Below are 21,596 nucleotides of genomic sequence, written 5' to 3'. Positions count from 1 at the left end.
GATCAGGCGGCTTCGGCGACGTCTGCCCCCGCGAAGCGGATGCAGTCGCGGCCTTCGTGCTTGGCGCGGTACAAGGCGCTGTCGGCGCGCGCAAAGAACTCCGCGAAGCTCTCCGCACTCTCGCGGGTCGCCACCCCGAGGCTCGCAGTGACACGCAGGGACATCGTCTCGGAGGTCGGCAGTTCGCGCATCGTCAGCGCATCCTGGATACGATGGGCGATGCGCATCGCGGCCGCGGAGCCGGTGCGTGGCAGGAAGACGGCGAACTCCTCACCGCCGAAACGCCCCACCAGATCGCGCTCGGGCCTGACCAGGCCAAGCAGGAGATCGGCGAAGGCCCTGATCACGGCATCGCCGGCGACATGGCCATGCGTGTCGTTGACGCTCTTGAAGTGGTCGATGTCGACGATGATCAGGGACGCATCGTCACCGTCCGTTTCGCACGCGAGGATCTCGCGATTGGCCTTCTCGATGAAGGAGCGCCGGTTCAGGAGTGCGGTCAGCGGATCTGTCTCGGCAAGGCGGCGCAGTTCCTGCTCGCGTTCCTCGCGCTGGCCGATCTCATGCGACAGCGCCCGTCGGGTCGCACGCTCCCGGCCGATCTCGAGCGCCAGCGTTGCGGCCCGGCTCTGCAGCGTCAGGTTCGCGATCATCAGCTCGGAGATGTCGGTGAGCGTGATCACCAGCCCGTCGCCGAGCGGCGCCAGTGCGAGCTGGAGCCAGATCTCACGGCCATTCACCGTAAAGCTGGATTCGAAGATGTCGTTGCGGCGCAGCTCGATGGCATAGAGGCAGCGGCGCCAGATCATGGCGTCAGAGAGGAAGGGCAGGCTCGTGCGGGCGTCCGTGTCGAGCAGGTTCTCGTCGGGATGGCCCGCCATCAGTGCCGCGCGGCGATTGGCGGTGATGATGATCGTGCGCTCGATATTGCCGTCATCGTCGCGTACGGCCCGCAATGCGACAATGCCGCTGGGCGAGGTCTCCAGAACCGTGGTCAGCAGTTCCTCGCGGAATTGCAGCGGCCGGCTGAAGACGACAAGGAAGCGATCGCCATTTGTGCCGGTGGTCGGCAGGACCAGTCGCTCCCACAGGCACACCCGGACGGTCTTGAGGGAGCGATGCACCGTATACATCGGCTTGCCGTGCGTCAGGGCCTGATCATAGCATTGGATCGTGAACCGGGCGACCTGAGGGGTCATCTGCGAGATGCGTTCGCTCTGCCGGCTGCCGCCGACATAGCGTGTGATTTCGCGGCCGTAATGCTCATAGCGATAGTCGCCGTCTCCGGTCGGGACACACACCATGAGGTCGTCGCCGAAGCGGGGCATGAGGTCCTTGAGCAGCGCCTCGTAGGAGACGCCGCCTGCGCCAGGGGCATGCAGGGCAAAGCGCTGCAGAAGTTCGGCCACTTCCGGCGCATGGGCGCGTTCGACGATATTTTCGGTGTGCACTTCCTGATACATGGCGGCCCCGTTTCGCGCGCAAGGACCTTAGCAAGGCCGTTCTTGAAAAAGTGTTCCCTTTCGTCATGGGATTTTCGGAACTGAGGGCCATGAGTTTTTGCAGCTTGACCATGCCAAACCGGTCGTCTAGCGTGCCGCAATTATCGCAAAGGATGTCGGGCGCGATGCGCAAGCTTATTCTCGTACGGGTGCGCTGGTAGGGGGCGGTTGAACAAACCGCTTGGCCCCTGACGCCAGCGCACGCCCAGGCCCCTCCGAGGGCCTTTTTTATTGCCCGATTTTCCCTGAACTGACCCGAAGACCCCCGAGGAGAGCGACATGAGCGAGATGATGACCGGCGCGGAAATGGTCGTCCGTGCGCTTCAGGATCAAGGCGTCGAACATCTGTTCGGCTACCCCGGCGGCGCCGTGCTGCCGATCTATGACGCGCTCTTCCTCCAGGACAAGGTGAAGCACATTCTGGTCCGGCACGAGCAGGGTGCCGTCCATTCAGCGGAGGGGTATGCGCGCTCCTCGGGCAAGGTTGGCTGCGTCCTGGTGACCTCCGGCCCCGGCGCGACCAACGCCGTCACCGGGTTGACCGACGCGCTGCTCGACTCGATCCCGGTTGTCGTCATCACCGGGCAGGTCCCGACGCATCTGATCGGCTCCGACGCCTTCCAGGAATGCGATACGGTCGGCATCACGCGTTCCTGCACCAAGCATAATTATCTCGTGAAGAGCATCGCGGATCTGCCGCGCATCCTGCACGAGGCTTTCTATGTCGCCGCCAACGGCCGTCCCGGGCCGGTCGTCGTCGACATTCCGAAGGACATCCAGTTCGCCAAGGGCGAGTACACCCGCCCGCGCGACAACCAGCACAAGACCTACCGTCCGACGGTCAAGGGGGACCTGAACAAGATCAGGGCCGCAGTCGAACTGATGGCCAAGGCGAAGCGCCCGATCTTCTACACTGGCGGCGGCGTCATCAATTCCGGCACGCACGCCTCGGCGCTGCTGCGCGAACTGGCGCGGCTGACCGGCTATCCCGTCACCTCGACACTGATGGGGCTGGGCGCTTTCCCGGCGGCCGACAAGCAGTGGCTCGGCATGCTGGGCATGCACGGCACCTACGAAGCCAATCTTGCGATGCATGACTGCGACGTCATGATCAATATCGGCGCACGCTTCGACGACCGCATCACCGGTCGGCTCGACGCCTTCTCGCCACGCTCGAAGAAGATCCATGTCGATATCGACCCGTCCTCGATCAACAAGAACGTCAAGATCGACATCGGCATCGTCGGTGATTGCGCCCATGTCCTGGAGGACATGGTCCGGATCTGGCGCGAGACGAGCCCGCAGGTCGACAAGGAGGCCTTGAAGGGCTGGTGGGAGCAGATCAGCGGCTGGCGCGCGCGCAACAGCCTCGGCTACAAGCAGTCCGGTGCGGTCATCAAGCCGCAATACGCGATCGAGCGGCTCTATGAGCTGACCAAGGACCGCGACACCTACATCACCACCGAAGTCGGCCAGCACCAGATGTGGGCGGCGCAGTACTTCCACTTCCAGGAGCCGAACCGCTGGATGACCTCCGGCGGACTCGGCACCATGGGCTACGGCCTGCCGGCGGCAATCGGCGTGCAGATGGCCCATCCGAAGGCGCTTGTCGTCGACATCGCCGGCGAAGCCTCCATCCTGATGAACATGCAGGAGATGTCGACGGCGGTGCAGCACCGGCTGCCGGTCAAGATCTTCATCCTGAACAACGAATATATGGGCATGGTTCGTCAATGGCAGGAACTGCTGCATGGCGGGCGCTATTCGGAGAGCTATTCGGCTTCGTTGCCCGATTTCGTGAAGCTCGCGGAAGCCTATGGCGGCCACGGCATCCGCTGCTCGGATCCGGACCAGCTCGATGATGCGATCCGCGAGATGATCGATACGCCAAAGCCGGTGATCTTCGACTGCCTTGTTGCGAAGGAAGAGAACTGCTTCCCGATGATCCCGTCGGGCAAGGCCCATAACGAGATGATCCTGCCCGATTTCGAGGGAAATACGGGCGATATCATCGATGCCAGGGGCAAGCAGCTTGTCTGACGATCGGCAAGCGGGCGAGGAGGCGCGGGCATGAGCACGATCGGCCTGATCGGCGGCATGAGCTGGGAATCGACCGCGGTTTATTACCGGCTGCTCAATGAGCGGGTGCGCGCCCTTCGGGGCGGGCTGCACTCGGCGGATGTGCTGCTGCATTCGCTCGATTTCGCGCCGATCGCCGAGATGCAGGCGAGCGGGGACTGGGCTGCGGCCGGCCATCTCCTGGCCGACAGCGCCATCCGGCTCGAGCGGGCGGGCGTGAACTGTATCCTGCTGTGCACCAATACCATGCACAAGCTGGCGGACCGGATCATGGCTGCGACTCGCGTGCCGTTCCTGCATCTGGCCGACGTGACCGCGACGGCGATCCGCAAAAGCCCGTCGCGGCGGCCGCTATTGCTGGCGACGCGCTTCACGATGGAACAGGCTTTTTATCGCGAGCGCCTCGCTGCGTTCGGCGTCGAGGCCATGGTTCCCGATGCCGAACAGCGCGACGATGTCCATCGCATCATCTACGAGGAACTCTGCCGTGGTCGGATCGAGCCTGCCTCGAAGGCACGCTATCTCGACATCGTCGCAGCGGCGGTAAAGCAGGGCGCGGACGGGGTGATCCTTGGCTGCACCGAGATCACCCTCCTGGTCTCGCAAGCGGATTTCGACATCCCGGTCTTCGACACGACGGCGCTGCATGTCGAAGCGGCGCTCGATTTCGGCCTGGAAACGGCGAGCCAGGCGGCATGAAGCTCCTGATCGGAAACAAGTGCTACTCGTCCTGGTCGCTGCGGGCCTGGCTCGTGCTGCGCGCCAAGGGCATTGCCTTCGATGAGAAGCTCGTCCTGCTCGACGAGCCTGGCTTCAAGGAGGCGATCTTCGCCGAGGCTCCGGGCAGCGGCGGCACCGTGCCAACGCTGGTCGACGGGGACATTGCGGCGTGGGAGACGCTCGCGATCATGGAATACCTGCATGACAGCTATCCCGATCTCGGGATCTGGCCAAGGGACCGGGCGGCGCGCGCCCATGCCCGTGCCATGTCGAGCGAGATGCATGCTGGCTTCTTCGCGTTGCGCCGGGCCTGTCCGATGAATCTCGGCAAGCGCTTTGCGGCACGCGATCGCGGGGGCGACGTCGCGAAGGATGTCGCCCGTATCACTGCACTCTGGCGCGAGGCTCGCTCCCGCTTCGGCGAGGCGGAGGGAGGGCCCTTCCTCTTCGGCGGCTTCTCGGCAGCCGATGCCATGTATGCGCCCGTCGTCACAAGGCTCGATACCTATTCGATCCCGGTCGACCCGGTCAGTGCGGCCTATATGGCCGCGGTGCTCGACCATCCCTCCTATCGGGATTGGCTGAAGGCCGCCCTGGCCGAGCCCTGGATCGTAACCCAGGACGAGGTCGACGAGCCCGCCATCGCCAATCTCCGTCACGTCTAGTTCCGAATTCCGCTTCAGCTCCTGCAGGTGTCCGATGCCGACGTCAGCCACGCATTATCCGAACGCTCCCAAGATCCAGCCGGTCGCCCGCCACACGCTGGCGGTGATCGTCGACAATGAACCGGGCGTTCTCGCCCGCATCGCCGGGCTGTTCTCGGGCCGCGGCTACAATATCGAGAGCCTCACCGTCTCGGAAACCGAGCACGAGAAGCACATCTCGCGCATCACCGTGGTCACGTCGGGCACCGCCAACGTCATCGAGCAAATCAAGGCACATCTCGACCGGCTGGTGCCCGTGCACCGGGTCGTCGACCTGACGCTGCAGGGCGAGGCGCTGGAGCGCGAGCTTGCCTTGGTCAAGGTCGTCGGCAAGGGCGACCATCGGGTCGAGGCAATGCGGCTTGCGGCGGCTTTCGGCGCGCGCACACTCGATGCCTCCCTGACCTCCTTCGTCTTCGAGCTCACGGGCTCGACCGAGGAGATCGAGCGGTTCATCAAGCTGATGACCGTGGTCGGGCTCACCGAAGTCTCGCGCACCGGCATCGCGGCGATGAGCCGTGGCCCTGAGGCGATGTGATCTAGGGCGATGGATGCGGCTTCGCTCAATATGGTGGCGCTTGCGCTCGGGGGGGCCGGGTTCGGCTGCTTCGCCTGGCCGATCATCCAGCGGCTCAATGGCAAGGCGCCGCCGGAAGCTCCCGGCAGCGGCAAGAGCCTGCGTTCGCCGCTGTGGTGGGCGGGCTTCCTGCTGACGATTGCGGCGATCTTCCTGCAGCGCATCGCGAGCCAGCAGGCGGGAGGAGGCTAGCCTCCCGCGGCAGCCTCAGCCGCTGAAGCCGCCCGCGTCGAGAAATGCGCGCTCTTCGGGTGTCGTGTCCCGGCCGAGAATGGCGTTGCGATGCGGGAAGCGGCCGAAGTCGCGAATGATGTCGCGGTGGATGATCGCGTATTTGGTGCTGTCCTCATCGCCCGAGGCGCGGCTCAGATCGATGCAGCGTTCCTGATGGTCCAGCTCTTCGGAATGCATGAAGGGCATGTAGAAGAAGCGCCGCTCCGGATTGGTGAAGTGCTGGTCGAAGCCGCGGGCGATGGCGCGCTCGGCGACCTCGACAGCGAGATCGTCGCTGGCGAAGGCCTCGGGCGAGCCGCGATACAGGTTGCGTGGAAACTGGTCCAGCAAGATGAGCAGCCCATAGGCGCCTTCGGGGGTCTCTTCCCAAGAGCCGAGCTCGGCCGCCGCGGCGGCGCGCTGGGCCTCGAGAAAGCGATCGCGGATTTCCCGGTCGAAGGCGTCGTCCTTGTCGAACCACTTATCCGGTCCGGCTTGCCGCCAGAAGGCGACGGTCTCGGCGGCCGTAGGCAAGCTCATACTTGTATCTCCAGATCGGATAACGCGTTGTCCATGAAGCGCAATTGCCCCAACCGGTGGGACGGATGGCGGCGCAGATTGACGCATTCCGGGCGGAAGCGAAACCCGGCCGGGCCCGTGTCGAGGATCTTCGCAGGCTGGCCCTTGCGCTCAGAAAAACCTTCCTGTAGAGACCGAACCGTAACGTACGGTACTGATCCTTGAGCGCCACTCCAGATACATCGAGCGAAGGACTGACAGCCCGGCAACAGGCCGTGCTGGATGCTGTGCTTGGCCTGATGGTCGAGAAGGGCGAGCACCTGACGATGACGGCTGTCGCCCGGCGTGCGAGCTGCTCGAAGGAAACCCTCTACAAGTGGTTCGGCGATCGTGACGGCCTGCTGACCGCGACCGTGCAGTGGCAGGCCTCGAAGGTGCGCGCCGGCAATTATGATCGCCAGAAACTCGATGCCCTGACGCTGCGCGATAGCCTGATACGTTTTGCCGCGAACTGGCTTAATGTGATCACCAGCGACACCTCGATTGCACTGAACCGGATTGCCATCAGCCAGGCGGGATCGAAGGCAGGCAATCTCGGCGGGATCGTGCTGGCGAACGGGCGTGTCGCCATTGGCGAACGCCTGAAGCCGGTTCTCGCCGCAGGCCGTGAGGCGGGGCTCCTGGCTTTCGATGATACGGAGACCGCCTTTCGCACATTCCTCGGCCTTGTCGGGCGCGATGTGCAGATCAGGCTGCTGCTGGGTGATGCGCTCGTGCTGAGCCCAGCGGAGAACGAGCGCGATGCAGCGCGCGCGACCGATCAATTCCTCACTCTGTACGGCGCGGTTGAAGCCGCTCCGGGCAAAGAAAAACCCTAACGCGAGACCAAGGAGCAACCTATGCGCGTTTATTACGACCGCGATGCGGACATCAATCTGATCAAGGGCAAGAAAGTCTGCATCGTCGGCTATGGCTCGCAGGGCCATGCCCACGCGCTCAACCTGCGCGATTCCGGCGTGAAGGACGTGATCATCGCCCTGAAGGCCGGCTCGGCCACCCGCAAGAAGGCCGAGGAAGCAGGCTTCAAGGTCATGACCCCGGCCGAGGCCGCCAAGACCGCCGACATCATGATGATGCTGACCCCTGACGAGCTGCAGGGCGACATCTATCGTGACGAACTGCATGGCAACATGAAGGAAGGCGCCGCGCTGCTCTTCGCGCACGGCCTCAACGTGCATTTCAACCTGATCGAGCCGCGCAAGGACCTCGACGTGCTGATGGTCGCGCCGAAGGGCCCCGGCCACACCGTGCGCTCGGAGTATCAGCGCGGCGGCGGCGTGCCGACCCTGATCGCGATCCACCAGGACGCCACCGGCAACGCCCATGATCTCGGCCTGTCTTACGCTTCGGCCAATGGCGGCGGTCGCGCCGGCATCATCGAGACCACCTTCAAGGAAGAGTGCGAGACCGACCTCTTCGGCGAGCAGGTCGTGCTCTGCGGCGGCCTGGTCGAGCTGATCAAGGCTGGCTACGAGACCCTGACCGAGGCCGGCTATGCACCCGAGATGGCCTATTTCGAGTGCCTGCATGAAGTAAAGCTGATCGTCGACCTCATCTATGAGGGCGGCATTGCCAACATGAACTATTCGATCTCGAACACCGCCGAGTTCGGCGAGTATGTCACCGGCCCGCGCATCATCACCGCCGAGACCAAGGCCGAGATGAAGCGCGTGCTGACCGACATCCAGTCGGGCAAGTTCACCCGCGACTGGATGCTCGAGAACAAGGTCAACCAGACCTCGTTCAAGGCCACCCGTGCCCGTATGGCCGCGCACCCGATCGAGGAAGTCGGCGCCAAGCTGCGCGACATGATGCCCTGGATCAAGGCCAAGGCGCTGGTCGACAAGACCAAGAACTGATCGGGCTCAGGCTCTGACTCACGGACTTGGCGAGCCGCTGCAATACCGCTCGCCAAGCGCCTGAGAGGGTTAACAAATCATTGATTCCGAGAGGGCGGATGCAGTAATGTGTCCGCCCTCTCGCCTTTCCGGGCGTGGAACCGGTTCCAGTCCGATGCGTTCGTCGAGGCAGTCGTACGTGGAGGCGGCCATGAGGACGATGAATCTGAACAGTGTCATTGACAGCCCTATCTGTGCGCGGGCCTTGCTTGCAGTGTCGCTCGTGATCGTATTCGCCGCGGTGTTCGGACTTTTCGGATACTGAAGGGCGTTTGCGTCAGACGGCAGGATTTGGCGAAGAACGCGGTACCATCGAAAACGGAAAAGGCCTCCGGCGTTTTGCGCCGGAGGCCTTTCTCCTCGCAGGGATAGCGGGGTCAGAAGGTGATCTTGTCCTTGATGTCGGACTCGACATTCGAGGGCAGGACGCTGCGCTTCACGAGATCATTGAAGTCTTTGAACTTCGCCTTGGAGCGCTCCTCGATGATTTTCTTGGAGCGCGCTTCGCCGATGCCCTTGAGACTGTCGAGTTCGGCGGCGGTCGCGGTGTTGATGTTGATCTTCTTGACCTGAGCGGCGGCTGCGGGCTGTGCAGGCTTGGCGGCTGTGCCAGCGGCGGGCGCTGCGGGCGTCGTGACTGGGGCCGGGGCACGTGCGGGGGCGCTCGGCTGCGTGGCGGGCTGTTGTGCGAAGGCGAAGCCGGCGGTCAGCGCGAGGGCGACGATCGGCGAGATGATGCGCGAAAGGCTCATGGTTGGACTCCATAGTCCTGCCCCGGGAGGGTAGCATCGGACAGGCGCCGGGTCGCCCGCCTCGACAACGCCGGCAGCCTGGAGCCGTTCGGCGTGCCGCGTCAGATCCGCACTGGTGAGTGGCGATATCGCGACGCAACGCCGTCAATTCGCGCCTTCTGGCCTGAACCCGCCCTGAATGCGCCGTTCAGTGTTCGGACGGTTTTCGGGATCAGCGCGTGACGAACTCGGCCAGCCGTCCGGCACCATAGAGCAGGCCAAAGCCCCATGCGAAAGACGCGGCCCAGTTGGCGAGCTGGAACGGCAGGAACGGCATCTTCACGATGCCGGCGACGATGGCGATGACCGCCCGCAGCGGCCCGAAGAAGTGGCCAATGAGAATGCTGAAGATGCCCCATTTCTCGAAGAAGGCATGTCCCTTCTCGAGCAGTTCAGGGTTCTTCTTGAGCGGCCAGGTTTCTCCGATGCGCGGGCCGAGCACGATGCCGGCCCAATAGGAGATCCAGAAGCCGCAACCCGCGCCGAGCGAGGCCGCGAAAGCCAGCGGAACCAGGTCGAGACCGGAGGCTCCCGCCGCCGCGCCGAAGGCGGTGAAGAACACCGTGGCGGGTACGAGCCAGGACAGCACCGCCACACATTCGGCGAAGGCCACCAGAAAGACGATCGGGATCGCCCATTGCTGGTTGGTGCGCATGAACTCGACGAGTCCCTGCATCAGGCTTTCGAGTTGCTGCATGAGGGTCGAGATCTTTCAGGCCAAGGCGCTGGCTTATCGCTGCCTCGGGCCGTGGATGCAACAGCTGCGCGCTGCGGCGAATCTGCCGGACAAGACCAAGGTTGGGTTGCCTTCCGGAGGCGATCACCTAGAGTTTCGCCAAACGAACGCGATATTCGGCCAGGCGCTTGGCGCAGCAGGCCGTTGGGGAACGCTTTATGGAGCTTCAAGACCGCCTGCACGCTGGTGCGGGCCCTGCTGGCGTGCCCGGGGCGGATACCGCGCCAGCTGTCAATCTCAGCGGCATCGACATCACCTTCCAGCTTGCAGGCGGGCATCGCTACAAGGCGGTGACCGGCATCGATCTCACCGTCTCGGCCGGGGAGTTCGTTTCGGTCGTGGGGCCGACCGGCTGTGGAAAGTCGACCTTGCTCAATGCTGCGGCTGGGCTGCTGACCCCGTCTGCCGGCAAGGTCGGGATATTCGGCAAGCCGCTCGCGGGGCTGAATGTGCGCGCGGGCTACCTGTTCCAGCAGGACGCGCTGATGCCGTGGAAGACGGCGCTGCAGAATGTCGCCGTGGCGCTGGAGCCGATGGGCGTGCCGGCTGCGGAGGCCGATGCCCGTGCGCGAGACTGGCTCGGCCGTGTCGGCCTGCGTGCCTTCGTCGATCGGTATCCGCATATGCTCTCGGGTGGCCAGCGCAAGCGCGTCAGCCTCGCGCAGATGCTGATCCGCAATCCCGAGATTTTGCTGATGGACGAGCCGTTCGGACCGCTCGATGCGCAGACCCGGCAGATCATGGGCAACTTGCTGCTGGATCTCTGGTCGAAGGATCGAAAGGCGTTGATCTTCGTCACCCATGATCTCGAGGAGGCGATCGCGCTCTCCGACCGCGTCGTGGTGATGTCGGCGGGGCCGGCCGCCGGAATCGTCGCCGATTACAGAGTCACCCTGCCGCGCCCGCGCGATATCGCCGAGATCCGGCTGGAAAAGGCCTTCCACGAGATCCATCGCGACATCTGGTCGTCGCTGCGCATCGAGGTGCAGAAGGCTTACGCCATGGGCGAAGGCAAGGAACTGGTGCAGGGAGACGCCTCGTGAACCGCCTGACGCTCCTTGCACTGCAGATTCTCGTCGCGGTCGTGTTCCTGCTGATCTGGCACGTCTTCACCGTCTATCCGCTGCTCGGCGACACCAAGACGATCCAGTTCTTCTTCTCGACGCCGCTGCAGGTCCTTGGTCGGACCTGGACTCAGCTCACTGGCGGCGACATCTATTTCCATCTCGGCATCACGCTGACCGAGACCGTGCTCGCCTTCGTCATCGGCTCGGCGGCGGGCGTCTTCTTCGGCTTCACCTTCGCGCGCCGGCAGCTGATGGCGGCGGTGTTCGACCCCTATATCAAGGCGGCCAATGCGCTGCCGCGCGTGGTGCTGGCGCCGATCTTCGCGCTCTGGTTCGGCCTCGGCATCTGGTCGAAGGTGGCGCTCGGCTTCACGCTGGTCTTCTTCATCGTCTTCTTCAACGTCTACCAGGGCGTCCGCGAGGTCTCGCCGACGGTGCTCGCCAATGCCCGCATGCTCGGCATGAACGAGCGCCAGCTCTTCCGCCATGTCTACTGGCCGTCGGCCCTGACCTGGATGTTCTCCTCGCTGCACACCTCTGTCGGCTTTGCGCTGGTCGGTGCGGTCGTCGGCGAATATCTCGGCTCGTCGGCCGGTCTCGGCTACAAGATCCACGAGGCCGAGAGCGTCTTCGATGTCACCGGCGTTTTCTCCGGCATGCTGATCCTGGCGCTCTTCGTCATCGTGATCGATTCGCTTGTCACCTTCGTCGAGAAGCGCCTGCTGGTCTGGCGGCCCGGACAGAGCGCGACCACGACGACTTAGATCATCAGACCGGATATCGTATCCAGTCTGATGATCTATTCATCTGTATTTGCATCGGCCTTCCCGAAAACCGCAATCCACTTTTCGGGCCGATGCTTTAGGCTGGCGCTGCCGGTTCACCCCGCGCTTGCTGTCTTGGGGCGCTGCTGACGAGCCTTGAGCCCGACAGCGGCGCCGTTTTCGATCAGGGTCAGGAAGGCTGTCGCGACCGGGCGAAGCGTCTCCGCGGGCGGCGATACGGCGTGCAAGGTGCGACGGAGGTTCGGGCGGAGGGGGATCCCAACCACGCCGCGGCTGTCGTCGAGGGCCAGCTCGGGCATGATCGTCAGGCCGAGCCCTTCACGCACCATGCTGAGCAAGGTCGCGTTGTCGCGCACGAGGCAGGCGATCTCGGGATGGCTGGCTGCTGCTGTCAGGAGTTCCTGGATGAGCGTTTCGCAGCCGCCTCCCGAGAGCAGCATGCGTTGCCCGTCCAGGGCAGCGAGCGGGAGCGAGGCCCGGGATGCAAGCTCGTGGTCGGCGGGAACAACGACGAGGTAGTCGTCGGAATAGACCGGGCGGGCTGCCAGTTCGGGATGGGTGCGGCTGGTGATGCCGATCTCGACCACGCCGGCCTGGATCCAGGCGGTGACCTCCGGATCCGTCCCTTCATACAAGCTCACCGTGATGCCGGGATGCTCGGTGCGCAGGCGCCGCAGCCATGCGGGCAGCAGCCGGATGGCTGCGCTCTGTACGACGCCGATCCGCAAGGTGCCGCTCAACTTGCCGGCAAGTCCGCTGCAAGTGCCGAGCCGTTCGACGGCCGCGAGTACCGCACGCGTCTCGACAAGGGCCGCTTCGCCGGCTGCCGTCAGCACCAATCCATCGCGGCCGCGCAGCAGCAAGGCGGCGTCCAACGTCCGTTCCAGCCCCGCGACCGCCTGGCTCACGGCTGACTGCGACAGGCAGAGGCGGTCGGCCGCCACCGTGAAGCCGCCATGTTCGACGACGCCGGCGAAACAACGCAGCTGCACCAGAGTGACATTAGGTGGCATGATCGAGGGGTATTCCAAGGATTAATTGGACTGATCTTGTCCGCGTCCTTAACCCGGCCAYCGCAACACACTCAAGGCCAGGGATGGGGCTCGATGACCGCCGTATCAGACAGATTGACCGTGGGCCTCGCCCAGATCGCTCCGGTATGGCTCGATCGCGATGCCACACTGGGGAAGGTGGCCGACTGGATAGCGCGCGCCGCCGCGGCAGGGTGCGGCTTCGTCGCGTTCGGGGAGGCGCTGGTGCCGGGTTATCCCTTCTGGATCGAACATACCGACGGGGCGCGCTTTGAATCGTCGCTGCAGAAGGAGATTCACGCGCATTATCTGGATCAGGCCGTTCAGATCGAGGCCGGCCATCTGGCTGCGGTCTGCGCTGCGGCGCAGCGCGGCGGCATCGCCGTCATGCTCGGCATCATCGAGCGGCCGGCAGATCGCGGCGGGCACAGCGTCTATTGCTCGCGCGTGCATATCGGTGCGGATGGCATGATCGCGTCGGTGCATCGCAAGCTGATGCCGACCTATGAAGAGAGGCTGAGCTGGGCGCCGGGCGACGGACATGGTCTTCAGGTGCACCGTGTCGGGGCCTTCACGGTTGGCGGGCTGAACTGCTTCGAGAACTGGATGCCGCTGTCGCGAGCAGCGCTGTACGCGCAGGGTGAGAATCTGCATGTGGCGCTTTGGCCGGGGAACCTCCGCAACACGGTGGATACGACCTGCTTCCTGGCGCGCGAGGGGCGCAGCTACGTGCTGGCGGTCTCGGGACTGATGCGCAAGCAGGATGTGCCGGCCGGCAGTCCTGCTGCTGCCATGCTGGAAACCTGCCCCGAGATCCTCGCTGATGGCGGCTCCGGCATCGCCGGCCCTGACGGCAAATGGGTGATCGAGCCCGTGACGGGGCGCGAGGAGCTTCTCGTTGCGACGCTTGATCATCGCGAGGTCAGGCGCGAGCGCCAGAATTTCGATCAGGCCGGACACTATGCCCGCCCGGATGTGACACGCCTCATCGTCAACCGGACCCGGCAGGGCGTTGCGTCCTTCCGGGGCGAGGGGACGCTATAGCGACGCGGGCTCACCGGCGTTCGCCTGGGGGACTCAGACGAAAGTTGCGCTCCGGGCCTCGGGCTGATCGGGGAGGCGAAGGTTGCCCGTGCCGGGCAATCTCGCCTATCGTCGGGGCCGACTGCGCCAGTTCAGAAGCGCAAACCGATCCCATCAGGAGGAAATTCGATGAGCTTCACCCGTCGCGGCGCGCTGGCCGCGCTCGCCTTGTCCACCTCTCTCGGCTTCGTGCCGTTTGGCGCACAGGCCCAGACGGCCGAGAAGCCGAATGTCACGCTCGGCGTCGGCGGCAAGCAGCTGCTCTATTATCTTCCGCTGACGGTCGCGGAGAAGAAGGGCTTCTTCAAGGAGCAGGGGCTCGACGTCACGATCAACGATTTCGGCGGTGGCGCGAAGTCGTTGCAGGCCCTCGTCGGCGGCTCGGTCGATGTCGTGACCGGCGCCTATGAGCATACCATCCGGATGCAGGCCAAGGGGCAGGACATCCGCGCCGTGGTTGAGCTCGGGCGTTTCCCGGCGATCACCATCGCCGTGCGCAAGGAGCTTGCCGACAAGGTCAAATCCGCGGCCGATTTCAAGGGCTTGAAGATCGGCGTCACCGCGCCCGGCTCCTCGACCTCGCTGACCGCGCAATATGCCATGGTCAAGGCCGGCCTGAAGGCGACCGACGCGCCGATCATCGGTGTCGGTGCCGGCGCCAGCGCCGTTGCCGCGATCAAGCAAGGCCAGGTCGACATCATCTCGCATCTCGATCCCGTGACCTCGAAGCTCGAAGCGGATGGCGATGTCGTGGCGCTGATCGACACCCGCACCGAGGCCGGCACCAAGGCGCTGTTCGGCGGTTCAAACCCTGCTGCCGTGCTCTATCTCAAGAATGATTTCGCCGAGAAGAACCCGGTCACGACGCAGAAACTCGTCAACGCGCTGGTCAAGTCCCTGAAATGGCTGGAGACGGCCAAGCCCGAGGATGTCGCCGATCTCGTCCCCGCCGAATACCATCTCGGCGACAAGCCGCTCTATCTGCGCGCCGTCAAGAATTCGCAGGAAAGTTATTCGCGCACCGGCATTTCCACGCCAGATGCGATGAAGAGCATGTATGACTCGCTGAAACTGCTCGATCCTGAGCTTGCGACCTCGAATGTCGACCTGAACAAGACCTTCATCGACAGCTTCGCGAAGAAGGCCGCCGCCGGATCGTAGTCTCTCGACTCCTTTCTGCAGGCCGGTCAAACTCGGCTCTTCCATTGGGAGAGCCGAGATGACCGAGCGCGCTGCGATCGAGACCTTGCTCCTGAGCGCCTATGAGGCGCGTGTGCAGGGGGATCTTGATGGAGTGATGGCCTTCTTCCATCCCGATTGCCGGTTCCATTTCATGGGAGCGGAGGATCTCGGGCCCATGTGCAGCCCCCAGACGGGCTGTGCCGCGGTTCGGGAGCAGATGGCCGGGCTGATCGGCACGTTCGCCTTTTCGAAGTTCAGGACGCTGGGGCTGCTCGTCGAAGGCGCTCGCGCCTCGTTTCACTGGAGCGCCGATGTCACCCATGTGCCGACCGGTCGTACCCAGAGCTTCGAGGCGGTCGATCTGGTCACTGTGGAAGACGGCAAGGTGCGAAGCCTGACGCAGTTCACCGACACGGCCAGCGTGATGCGTCTCGGCTCTGCCTGATCGCCGTTTGTCATCGCCTGCATCAACGCTTTCGATTTGCTCCCGGCGCGGCAACCGCTAGGTTCGCCGCGTCGTTTCGTTGAAGGCTTATGCTGCGCGCCATGAACATCCTCTCGATCCAGTCCCATGTCGCTTTTGGCCATGTCGGCAACGCCTCCGCCGTTTTCCCGATGCAGCGACTTGGGGTCGAGGTCTGGCCGATCCATACCGTGCAATTCTCGAATCACACGGGCTACGGGGACTGGAAGGGCCGGGTCTTCGAGGGCGGCATGATCGACGAGGTGATGGGAGGCATTGCCGAACGTGGGGTGCTGCCGGGCTGCGACGGCGTGCTCTCCGGCTATATGGGATCGGCCGATATCGGCCACGCCATCCTGTCTGCCGTCGAACGTGTCCGCGCGGCCAATCCCGATGCGCTCTATTGCTGCGATCCGGTGATCGGCGATGTCGGGCGCGGCATTTTCGTGCGGCCGGGCATTCCCGAATTCATGCGCGAACAGGCGGTGCCGGCTGCCGATATCGTCACGCCGAACCAGTTCGAGCTCGAACTCCTGACGGATATCGAGGTGAAGACCATCGCCGACGCGCACCGCGCCGTCGAAACGCTGCGCGATGCCGGCCCGAAAGTCGTGCTGGTGACATCGCTGGTCACGGAAGAAACGCCGGCGGACGCGATCGACCTGATGGCGGCCGACGCCAAGGGCGCCTTCCGGGTGCGCACGCCGAAGATCGATATCAGCGTCAACGGTGCGGGCGATGCGATCGCCGCCCTCTTCTTTGTCCACTACATGCGCGAGGGATCGGCTGCCGCTGCCCTCAGCAAGGCCTCGTCCTCGATCTACGGCCTGCTGAAGCGGACGAAGGAGGCCGGCTCGCGCGAGATCCTGACGGTCGCCGCGCAGGACGAGTTCGTGACGCCTTCGCAGCTCTTCACGCCCGAAGCGATCTGAGCCGCAGGCTGAATTCGATGAAACTGCGCGTCGGCACCTTCAATGTCGAAAACCTGCTGACGCGCCACCGCTTCGAGAATGGCGGACGCATCGACACCTCTGCGGCGATGTCGCTGTTTCATTTTCCGCGCGCCGACCAGCGCGATGCCGTCGAGCGCTCGCTCGCGGTGGCGCTTGAGGACGACAAGCGCCAGATGACGGCGCTCGCCATCGCCGAGGCGCAAGCCGATATCTGGATGCTGCAGGAAGTGGATTCGCTCGCGAGCCTGCAGGCGTTCTTTGCCAATTACGTCCATCGCATCGCCGATTACCGCTACGGCCATTTCGCCCTGATCGACGGCAATGACAGGCGCGACATCGATATCGGCTTTGGCGCCCGGCGCGATCTGCTGGCGCCCCAGGCGGTCCGTGTCGTCTCGCACAAGGACCTCAGCTTCGGCCAGGCCGGCGCTTATGATCCTTCGCTCGCGCGGTTCGGCATCAGGCCGGGCGACAGGGTCTTTGCCCGCGATTGCCTCGCTGTCGAGCTGAGCTTCGGTGACCGTTCGCTGACGCTCTTCGGTTGCCATTTCAAGTCGATGAACAACGGCCGCGACGATGGCCGGCAGGAGACCCTGCCGATCCGGCGGGCGGAGGCCCTGGCCGTCAGGCACATCGTCAAGACCTGGTTCGGGGCGTCTTGGCGCGAAGCCAACTGGATCGTGCTGGGTGATCTCAACGGTTATCGCCATGGCCTTGGCCCACTTGGCGAGTTGGTCGACGAAGGGGATAGCGGCATCGAGCCGTTGCTCGAGGATTTCGCTGTCGACCCGATCATGCATCTGCTCCAGCATGAGCGCTGGACGCATTTCCGGCGCTACTGGTCGGAGGCCGAACAGCGGCTCATCGATAGCCATATGCCGCTGGACCATATCCTGCTGTCGCCGGCGCTGGCGGCTGCGAACCCCAATCCGGCCATGCAGATGATCCGGCGAGGTTTGCCCTATCGCGTGCCGCTCGATCCGCGCGAGCCCGATCGTTCGATGGCGCGGCTGGCGACCTGCAGCGACCGCTATCCGCGCGTCGGCTGGGACAGGCCAAAGGCGTCGGATCATTGCCCGCTGACCATCGATCTGGTCGTGCCTGCCACCAAGGGAGGGTTGCCGTGAAACGCCGCTTCGTCACGCTCGATGTCTTCACCGGGGCACGTCACGCCGGCAACCCTTTGGCGGTGGTGCTGGACGCAGAGGGCCTCGACACCGAGGCGATGCAGGCGATCACGCGCGAATTCAACCTGTCCGAGACGGTCTTCGTCGCGCCGCCCGCCCACCCGGCCAACCGTGCCGCCATTCGGATTTTCACGCCGGGCCGGGAGCTGCCATTCGCCGGCCATCCAACCGTCGGCACAGCCATCCTGCTCGCTCTCCACGATGCCCAGGCGGGCAGGGAAAACGACAAGCTCGTCCTGGAGGAGCGGATCGGTGCCGTCTCCTGCGACGTCTCGGTCGGGAATGATCAGGGCAGGGCGACCTTCACCTTGCCGCGCTTGCCGGAGCGGATCGGAGAAGCGGCATCGCCAGTGGAGCTTGCAACTGCGCTCGGGCTCGATCCTGCCGAGATCGGCTTCGATGCCCATGAGCCAGGCGTATTCTCCGGTGGAGTCGGCTTTACGCTGGTTCCGGTGGCGAGCCTCGAGGCGATGGGCCGCATCACGCTCGACATGATGCGGTGGAATACGGTGATGAAGCCGGCCGAGCATCCCAACGCCTTCGTCTATTGTCGGCAGACCCGCGATGCGGGCCATCACTTCCATGCCCGCATGTTCGCGCCAGGGATGGGCATCGGCGAAGACCCCGCGACCGGTGGCGCAGCTGCCGCCTTCGCCGCCGCTGTGATGGCCTTCGATCGTCCCGGCGATGGCGAGCACCGCCTCGTCATCGAGCAGGGGTACGAGATGGGACGGCCGTCGCAGATCGAACTCACTTTGCGGGTCGAGCGCGGTGGACTCGTTTCGGCCAGCATTGGCGGCGAAGCTGTGCTGGTGAGCGAGGGCGTGCTGCTGTGAGTGGGACCGAATGATGAATGGTGTTGTCGACGGGACGATCGTTCCGCTTGCGCGGGTCGAGGCCGTGGTCGAGCCGCATGACTGGGTCTTCGCGCGGGAGAACCACACTGCCATTGCCGCGCATTGGGCCAGGATCAGCGCCGGCAAGCCGGCGATGTTCAATGGCCGGATCATGCTGCAGCATCGCGGCGCGATCGCGGATGGCGTGTTCAGCGCACGCTATTTCGAGACGGATTACGCCGCCTTCATGACCTGGCGCGATCTTGGCCATCCCGGCCCGGTGGTCCGCAACGGCTATGCGATGGCGGCCCTGAGGGCGGCGGATGGCGCCTTTCTCTGCGGCGTGATGGGCGACCACACCGCCAATGCGGGCAAAGTCTATTTCGCCGCCGGTACGCCGGATCGCGAAGATCTCAGGGACGACGGCATGCTCGACCTTGCCGGCAGCGTCACCCGCGAACTCTGTGAGGAGACCGGACTGACCTTGGGCGAAATCGACGTCGATGAAAGCTGGACGGCGGTGATCCTGACGGGGCGCGTCGCCTTCATGCGGCCGGTGGCGCTGTCCTGGTCGGCCGAGGAGGCGCGCGAGATCATGCTGTCACGCATCAAGCAGCAGGCGGAGCCGGAACTCTCCGACATCGTGATTGTGCGCAATCTTGCCGAGAGCGACCATCTCGACATGCCGCCCTTCATGCGGCGCTATCTCGCCCATATCTACGCTCAAGACTGACCTTCCCCTGTTTTTCCGGAACGGAACGAGATGACCGCGCCAGAAGCCTTGCCGCTACCCGTCGACAATCCCTTCGCCGCCGTCTGGGAGACACCCTTCGGCCTGCCACCCTTCGCGGTGATCAAGCCTGAACACATCACGCCGGCATTCGAGGCGGCTCTGGCCAAGCACAAGTCGGAGATCGCGGCGATCTCCGACGATCCGGCAGTGCCTGAATTCGCCAACGTGATCGAAGCGCTGGAACGGTCGGGCCGCGCGCTCAGCCGCGTCGGCGGTGTCTTCTACAATCTCGCCGGGGCTGACACGAACGAGGCGCTGCAGTCGATCGAACGCGAGATGTCACCGGTCACCTCGCGGCACTGGTCGGCAATCATGATGGACCCGGCCCTGTTCGCCCGCGTCGATGTGGTCTTCGCGAAGCGCGAGAATCTGGGACTGGACGCCGAACAGAAGCGCCTGCTGGCGCGGACCTATCGCGGCTTCGTTCGCTCGGGTGCGCAGCTTGGTCCCGAGGAAAAGAAACGCCTTGCCGCGATCAACGAGCGGCTGGCGGGGCTCGGCACGCAGTTCAGCCAGAACGTGCTCAAGGATGAGGCCTCCTATGCGCTTGTCCTCGATGACGAGGCCAAGCTCGCGGGCGTGCCGCCCTTCCTCCGGGCGGCGATGGCCCATGCCGCTGGCGACCGGGGCCATGATGGCAAGCATGCGGTTACACTTTCACGTTCGATCATCGAGCCCTTCCTGACTTTCTCCACCCGCCGCGAGCTCCGCGAGGAGGCCTTCGTGGCCTGGAGCAAGCGCGGCGAGAATGGCGGCGAGACGGATAACCGCGCCATCGTCGCGGAGATGGTGGCTTTGCGTGCCGAGAAGGCGAAGCTGCTCGGCTTCGAGACCTTCGCGCATTTCAAGCTCGACGATTCCATGGCCAAGACGCCGGAGAATGTCCGGGGGCTGCTCGAACTGGTCTGGAAGCCGGCCAAGGCGCGGGCTGCGAAGGAAGCGGCTGACCTTGCCCTGCTCGCGCAGGAGGAGGGCGAGAATGGCCCGATCCGACCGTGGGACTGGCGCCACTATGCCGAGAAGGTGCGCCAGAAGACCTATGCGCTCGATGAGGCGGTGCTGAAGCCTTATCTCCAGCTCGACCGCATCATCGCTGCAGCCTTCGACACCGCGGGCAAGCTCTTCGGCCTGACCTTCGAGGAGAAGCACGATCTCGCTGGCTATCATCCCGATGTCCGCGTCTTTGAGGTCCGCGACGTGGGCGGCCGGCATATCGGGCTCTTCCTCGGTGATTATTTCGCCCGCGCATCGAAACGTTCGGGCGCCTGGATGAGCGCCTATCGCGGCCAGCGGAAGCTCGGCGGCGAGGTTCGCCCGATCATCGTCAATGTCTGCAATTTCGCGAAACCCGCAGCCGGAAAGCCGGCGCTGCTTTCGATCGACGATGCGCGCACCCTGTTCCATGAATTCGGCCACGCCCTGCATGGGCTGTTGTCCGACGTGACCTATGGCTCGCTCGCCGGCACCTCGGTCTCGCGCGATTTCGTCGAGTTGCCCTCCCAGCTTTACGAGCACTGGTTCCTGACGCGCGAGGTGATGCAGGCCTATTGCTTGCATGCCGAGACCGGCGAGCCGATCCCCGAGGGGCTGATCGACAAGATCAAGAAGGCGCAGACCTTCAATCAGGGCTTTGCGACGGTGGAATACACCTCCTCGGCGCTGGTCGACCTCGCCTTCCATTCGCTGAAGGATCCAGCAACGGTCGATCCGCTTGCCTTCGAGGCGGCAGAGCTGGAGCGTATCGGCATGCCGGCCGAGATCATCATGCGTCACCGCACGCCGCATTTCACCCATGTCTTCTCGGGCGACGGCTATTCGGCCGGCTATTACAGCTATCTCTGGTCCGAGGTGATGGATGCCGACGCCTTCAATGCCTTCATCGAGGCTGGAGACGTCTTCGCTGCCGATGTCGCCGCCAAGCTGAAGCGTTTCATCTATTCGGCGGGCGATACGCGTGATCCGGCAGAGGCCTACACGCTCTTCAGGGGCAGGCTGCCCACGCCCGATGCGCTGCTGGAGAAGCGAGGCCTGGCGGCGTAGGCGAAGCGCAGGCTCTCCCTGTCACGCGGGCCATCCACGTCTTGAACCGTCGGGGGCGAAGCGTGGAGCTTGGACGGAAGTACAGGTGGTCGGGACAAGCCCGACCACGACGCGTGCTGCAGACTAGACTAGATGCCGTAATGGGCCGGCGCTTCGAATAGCCATTTTGGGTGGCTGTCCCTCAGAATGATGGTGTTGAAAACGAGGTCCGAGCGATCGGCCTCAAGCATCATGAGAGGAACAGCCGTGGAGCATTATGCTGGAATCGATGTCTCTCTGACAGAGAGCAGCGTGTGCGTGGTCGATGCGACGGGTAAGATCGCCCGCGAGATCAAGGTCGCCAGCGAGCCCGAGGCGCTTGTTGAGTTTTTCGCCGA

Annotated in this window: 22 protein-coding genes and 1 pseudogene; 18 read left to right on the top strand and 5 right to left on the bottom strand. The window is 64.3% G+C overall.

Annotated elements, in window-relative coordinates:
• Nucleotides 1-2 precede the first annotated feature (2 nt).
• Nucleotides 3-1,463, bottom strand: a complete 1,461-nt coding sequence (locus AC1DW9_RS00115) for a GGDEF domain-containing protein (protein WP_441508449.1) — start codon at nt 1,461-1,463, stop codon at nt 3-5.
• Nucleotides 1,464-1,781: 318 nt separating this feature from the next.
• On the opposite strand from AC1DW9_RS00115, the gene AC1DW9_RS00110 reads away from it, so the two are divergent.
• From AC1DW9_RS00110 to AC1DW9_RS00090, 5 genes are read left to right on the top strand one after another with little or no spacing between them, the layout of a single operon-like run.
• Nucleotides 1,782-3,542 (top strand): acetolactate synthase 3 large subunit, encoded by a 1,761-nt coding sequence (locus AC1DW9_RS00110; protein ID WP_069879871.1) that lies wholly within the window; start codon nt 1,782-1,784, stop codon nt 3,540-3,542.
• Between the two features lie 30 nt (nt 3,543-3,572).
• Complete coding sequence (locus AC1DW9_RS00105) at nt 3,573-4,280, top strand: aspartate/glutamate racemase family protein (RefSeq protein WP_441508448.1); 708 nt, start codon at nt 3,573-3,575, stop codon at nt 4,278-4,280.
• Nucleotides 4,277-4,966: a glutathione S-transferase family protein gene (locus AC1DW9_RS00100; RefSeq protein WP_441508447.1), complete on the top strand. Its 690-nt coding sequence runs from the start codon at nt 4,277-4,279 to the stop codon at nt 4,964-4,966. The genes AC1DW9_RS00105 and AC1DW9_RS00100 overlap by 4 nt, the downstream gene beginning before the upstream one ends.
• Nucleotides 4,967-5,000: 34 nt before the next feature.
• Nucleotides 5,001-5,543: an acetolactate synthase small subunit gene (gene ilvN / locus AC1DW9_RS00095; RefSeq protein ID WP_069879874.1), complete on the top strand. Its 543-nt coding sequence runs from the start codon at nt 5,001-5,003 to the stop codon at nt 5,541-5,543.
• Nucleotides 5,544-5,552: 9 nt separating this feature from the next.
• Nucleotides 5,553-5,774 (top strand): hypothetical protein, encoded by a 222-nt coding sequence (locus AC1DW9_RS00090; RefSeq protein WP_441508446.1) that lies wholly within the window; start codon nt 5,553-5,555, stop codon nt 5,772-5,774.
• A gap of 15 nt (nt 5,775-5,789) precedes the next feature.
• Here the strand turns inward: AC1DW9_RS00090 and AC1DW9_RS00085 are convergent, their stop codons facing one another.
• Nucleotides 5,790-6,335: a DUF924 family protein gene (locus tag AC1DW9_RS00085; protein WP_441508445.1), complete on the bottom strand. Its 546-nt coding sequence runs from the start codon at nt 6,333-6,335 to the stop codon at nt 5,790-5,792.
• Between the two features lie 200 nt (nt 6,336-6,535).
• Between AC1DW9_RS00085 and AC1DW9_RS00080 the strand changes: the two genes are divergently transcribed.
• Together AC1DW9_RS00080 and ilvC are read left to right on the top strand one after the other, a co-directional pair.
• Complete coding sequence (locus AC1DW9_RS00080) at nt 6,536-7,192, top strand: TetR/AcrR family transcriptional regulator C-terminal domain-containing protein (protein WP_441508444.1); 657 nt, start codon at nt 6,536-6,538, stop codon at nt 7,190-7,192.
• A 21-nt stretch (nt 7,193-7,213) separates the two neighbouring features.
• On the top strand, nt 7,214-8,233 hold the full coding sequence (gene ilvC / locus AC1DW9_RS00075) for a ketol-acid reductoisomerase (RefSeq protein WP_043237478.1): 1,020 nt from the start codon (nt 7,214-7,216) through the stop codon (nt 8,231-8,233).
• A 416-nt stretch (nt 8,234-8,649) separates the two neighbouring features.
• On the opposite strand, the gene AC1DW9_RS00070 is transcribed toward ilvC, so the two are convergent.
• Together AC1DW9_RS00070 and AC1DW9_RS00065 are read right to left on the bottom strand one after the other, a co-directional pair.
• Nucleotides 8,650-9,024 carry a ComEA family DNA-binding protein gene (locus AC1DW9_RS00070; RefSeq protein ID WP_441508443.1) on the bottom strand — a complete coding sequence of 125 codons (375 nt, stop codon included), beginning with the start codon at nt 9,022-9,024 and terminating at the stop codon, nt 8,650-8,652.
• A 211-nt stretch (nt 9,025-9,235) separates the two neighbouring features.
• Nucleotides 9,236-9,760: a DedA family protein gene (locus tag AC1DW9_RS00065; RefSeq protein ID WP_441508442.1), complete on the bottom strand. Its 525-nt coding sequence runs from the start codon at nt 9,758-9,760 to the stop codon at nt 9,236-9,238.
• 197 nt (nt 9,761-9,957) lie between these two features.
• On the opposite strand from AC1DW9_RS00065, the gene AC1DW9_RS00060 reads away from it, so the two are divergent.
• Nucleotides 9,958-10,842 (top strand): ABC transporter ATP-binding protein, encoded by an 885-nt coding sequence (locus tag AC1DW9_RS00060; protein WP_441489248.1) that lies wholly within the window; start codon nt 9,958-9,960, stop codon nt 10,840-10,842.
• Complete coding sequence (locus AC1DW9_RS00055) at nt 10,839-11,630, top strand: ABC transporter permease (RefSeq protein WP_441489247.1); 792 nt, start codon at nt 10,839-10,841, stop codon at nt 11,628-11,630. The genes AC1DW9_RS00060 and AC1DW9_RS00055 overlap by 4 nt, the downstream gene beginning before the upstream one ends.
• 116 nt (nt 11,631-11,746) lie before the next feature.
• Here AC1DW9_RS00055 and AC1DW9_RS00050 read toward each other — a convergent pair whose 3' ends face one another.
• Nucleotides 11,747-12,664: a LysR family transcriptional regulator gene (locus tag AC1DW9_RS00050; protein WP_441489246.1), complete on the bottom strand. Its 918-nt coding sequence runs from the start codon at nt 12,662-12,664 to the stop codon at nt 11,747-11,749.
• Nucleotides 12,665-12,757: 93 nt separating this feature from the next.
• Here AC1DW9_RS00050 and AC1DW9_RS00045 point away from each other — a divergent pair, with 93 nt between their 5' ends.
• The 9 genes and pseudogenes from AC1DW9_RS00045 to AC1DW9_RS00005 form a co-directional block, all read left to right on the top strand.
• Nucleotides 12,758-13,726 carry a carbon-nitrogen hydrolase family protein gene (locus AC1DW9_RS00045; protein ID WP_441508441.1) on the top strand — a complete coding sequence of 323 codons (969 nt, stop codon included), beginning with the start codon at nt 12,758-12,760 and terminating at the stop codon, nt 13,724-13,726.
• A gap of 168 nt (nt 13,727-13,894) precedes the next feature.
• Nucleotides 13,895-14,926 (top strand): ABC transporter substrate-binding protein, encoded by a 1,032-nt coding sequence (locus AC1DW9_RS00040; protein WP_069879884.1) that lies wholly within the window; start codon nt 13,895-13,897, stop codon nt 14,924-14,926.
• 58 nt (nt 14,927-14,984) lie between these two features.
• The gene (locus AC1DW9_RS00035; protein ID WP_441508440.1) at nt 14,985-15,392 is read left to right on the top strand and encodes a nuclear transport factor 2 family protein; all 408 of its coding nucleotides are present in this window, start codon (nt 14,985-14,987) and stop codon (nt 15,390-15,392) included.
• A 101-nt stretch (nt 15,393-15,493) separates the two neighbouring features.
• Complete coding sequence (gene pdxY / locus AC1DW9_RS00030; RefSeq protein WP_441508439.1) at nt 15,494-16,342, top strand: pyridoxal kinase PdxY; 849 nt, start codon at nt 15,494-15,496, stop codon at nt 16,340-16,342.
• A 17-nt stretch (nt 16,343-16,359) separates the two neighbouring features.
• Nucleotides 16,360-17,490 (top strand): endonuclease/exonuclease/phosphatase family protein, encoded by a 1,131-nt coding sequence (locus AC1DW9_RS00025; RefSeq protein WP_441508438.1) that lies wholly within the window; start codon nt 16,360-16,362, stop codon nt 17,488-17,490.
• A complete protein-coding gene (locus tag AC1DW9_RS00020) occupies nt 17,487-18,386 on the top strand; it encodes a PhzF family phenazine biosynthesis protein (protein ID WP_441489241.1) in 900 nt (299 codons plus the stop codon). Before AC1DW9_RS00025 ends, AC1DW9_RS00020 begins: the two co-directional genes overlap by 4 nt.
• A gap of 13 nt (nt 18,387-18,399) precedes the next feature.
• Nucleotides 18,400-19,119, top strand: a complete 720-nt coding sequence (locus tag AC1DW9_RS00015) for an NUDIX hydrolase (RefSeq protein WP_441489240.1) — start codon at nt 18,400-18,402, stop codon at nt 19,117-19,119.
• A gap of 30 nt (nt 19,120-19,149) precedes the next feature.
• On the top strand, nt 19,150-21,219 hold the full coding sequence (locus AC1DW9_RS00010; protein WP_476775134.1) for a M3 family metallopeptidase: 2,070 nt from the start codon (nt 19,150-19,152) through the stop codon (nt 21,217-21,219).
• A gap of 246 nt (nt 21,220-21,465) precedes the next feature.
• A pseudogene (locus AC1DW9_RS00005) lies at nt 21,466-21,596 on the top strand (IS110 family transposase); the annotation flags it as partial.

The sequence above is a fragment of the Allobosea sp. P4_E12 genome (assembly GCF_056401655.1).
Note: the sequence above shows the minus strand (reverse complement) of the source record. Positions and strands in the feature narration are given on the sequence as shown.

Excerpts from the sequence above, each read along its gene's own strand:
- AC1DW9_RS00115 (WP_441508449.1), bottom strand. The coding sequence starts at position 1,463 with ATGTATCAGGAAGTGCACACCGAAAATATCGTCGAACGCGCCCATGCG.
- AC1DW9_RS00110 (WP_069879871.1), top strand. The coding sequence starts at position 1,782 with ATGAGCGAGATGATGACCGGCGCGGAAATGGTCGTCCGTGCGCTTCAG.
- AC1DW9_RS00105 (WP_441508448.1), top strand. The coding sequence starts at position 3,573 with ATGAGCACGATCGGCCTGATCGGCGGCATGAGCTGGGAATCGACCGCG.
- AC1DW9_RS00100 (WP_441508447.1), top strand. The coding sequence starts at position 4,277 with ATGAAGCTCCTGATCGGAAACAAGTGCTACTCGTCCTGGTCGCTGCGG.
- ilvN (WP_069879874.1), top strand. The coding sequence starts at position 5,001 with ATGCCGACGTCAGCCACGCATTATCCGAACGCTCCCAAGATCCAGCCG.
- AC1DW9_RS00090 (WP_441508446.1), top strand. The coding sequence starts at position 5,553 with ATGGATGCGGCTTCGCTCAATATGGTGGCGCTTGCGCTCGGGGGGGCC.
- AC1DW9_RS00085 (WP_441508445.1), bottom strand. The coding sequence starts at position 6,335 with ATGAGCTTGCCTACGGCCGCCGAGACCGTCGCCTTCTGGCGGCAAGCC.
- ilvC (WP_043237478.1), top strand. The coding sequence starts at position 7,214 with ATGCGCGTTTATTACGACCGCGATGCGGACATCAATCTGATCAAGGGC.
- AC1DW9_RS00070 (WP_441508443.1), bottom strand. The coding sequence starts at position 9,024 with ATGAGCCTTTCGCGCATCATCTCGCCGATCGTCGCCCTCGCGCTGACC.
- AC1DW9_RS00065 (WP_441508442.1), bottom strand. The coding sequence starts at position 9,760 with ATGCAGCAACTCGAAAGCCTGATGCAGGGACTCGTCGAGTTCATGCGC.
- AC1DW9_RS00060 (WP_441489248.1), top strand. The coding sequence starts at position 9,958 with ATGGAGCTTCAAGACCGCCTGCACGCTGGTGCGGGCCCTGCTGGCGTG.
- AC1DW9_RS00050 (WP_441489246.1), bottom strand. The coding sequence starts at position 12,664 with ATGCCACCTAATGTCACTCTGGTGCAGCTGCGTTGTTTCGCCGGCGTC.
- AC1DW9_RS00045 (WP_441508441.1), top strand. The coding sequence starts at position 12,758 with ATGACCGCCGTATCAGACAGATTGACCGTGGGCCTCGCCCAGATCGCT.
- AC1DW9_RS00040 (WP_069879884.1), top strand. The coding sequence starts at position 13,895 with ATGAGCTTCACCCGTCGCGGCGCGCTGGCCGCGCTCGCCTTGTCCACC.
- AC1DW9_RS00035 (WP_441508440.1), top strand. The coding sequence starts at position 14,985 with ATGACCGAGCGCGCTGCGATCGAGACCTTGCTCCTGAGCGCCTATGAG.
- pdxY (WP_441508439.1), top strand. The coding sequence starts at position 15,494 with ATGAACATCCTCTCGATCCAGTCCCATGTCGCTTTTGGCCATGTCGGC.
- AC1DW9_RS00025 (WP_441508438.1), top strand. The coding sequence starts at position 16,360 with ATGAAACTGCGCGTCGGCACCTTCAATGTCGAAAACCTGCTGACGCGC.
- AC1DW9_RS00015 (WP_441489240.1), top strand. The coding sequence starts at position 18,400 with ATGAATGGTGTTGTCGACGGGACGATCGTTCCGCTTGCGCGGGTCGAG.
- AC1DW9_RS00010 (WP_476775134.1), top strand. The coding sequence starts at position 19,150 with ATGACCGCGCCAGAAGCCTTGCCGCTACCCGTCGACAATCCCTTCGCC.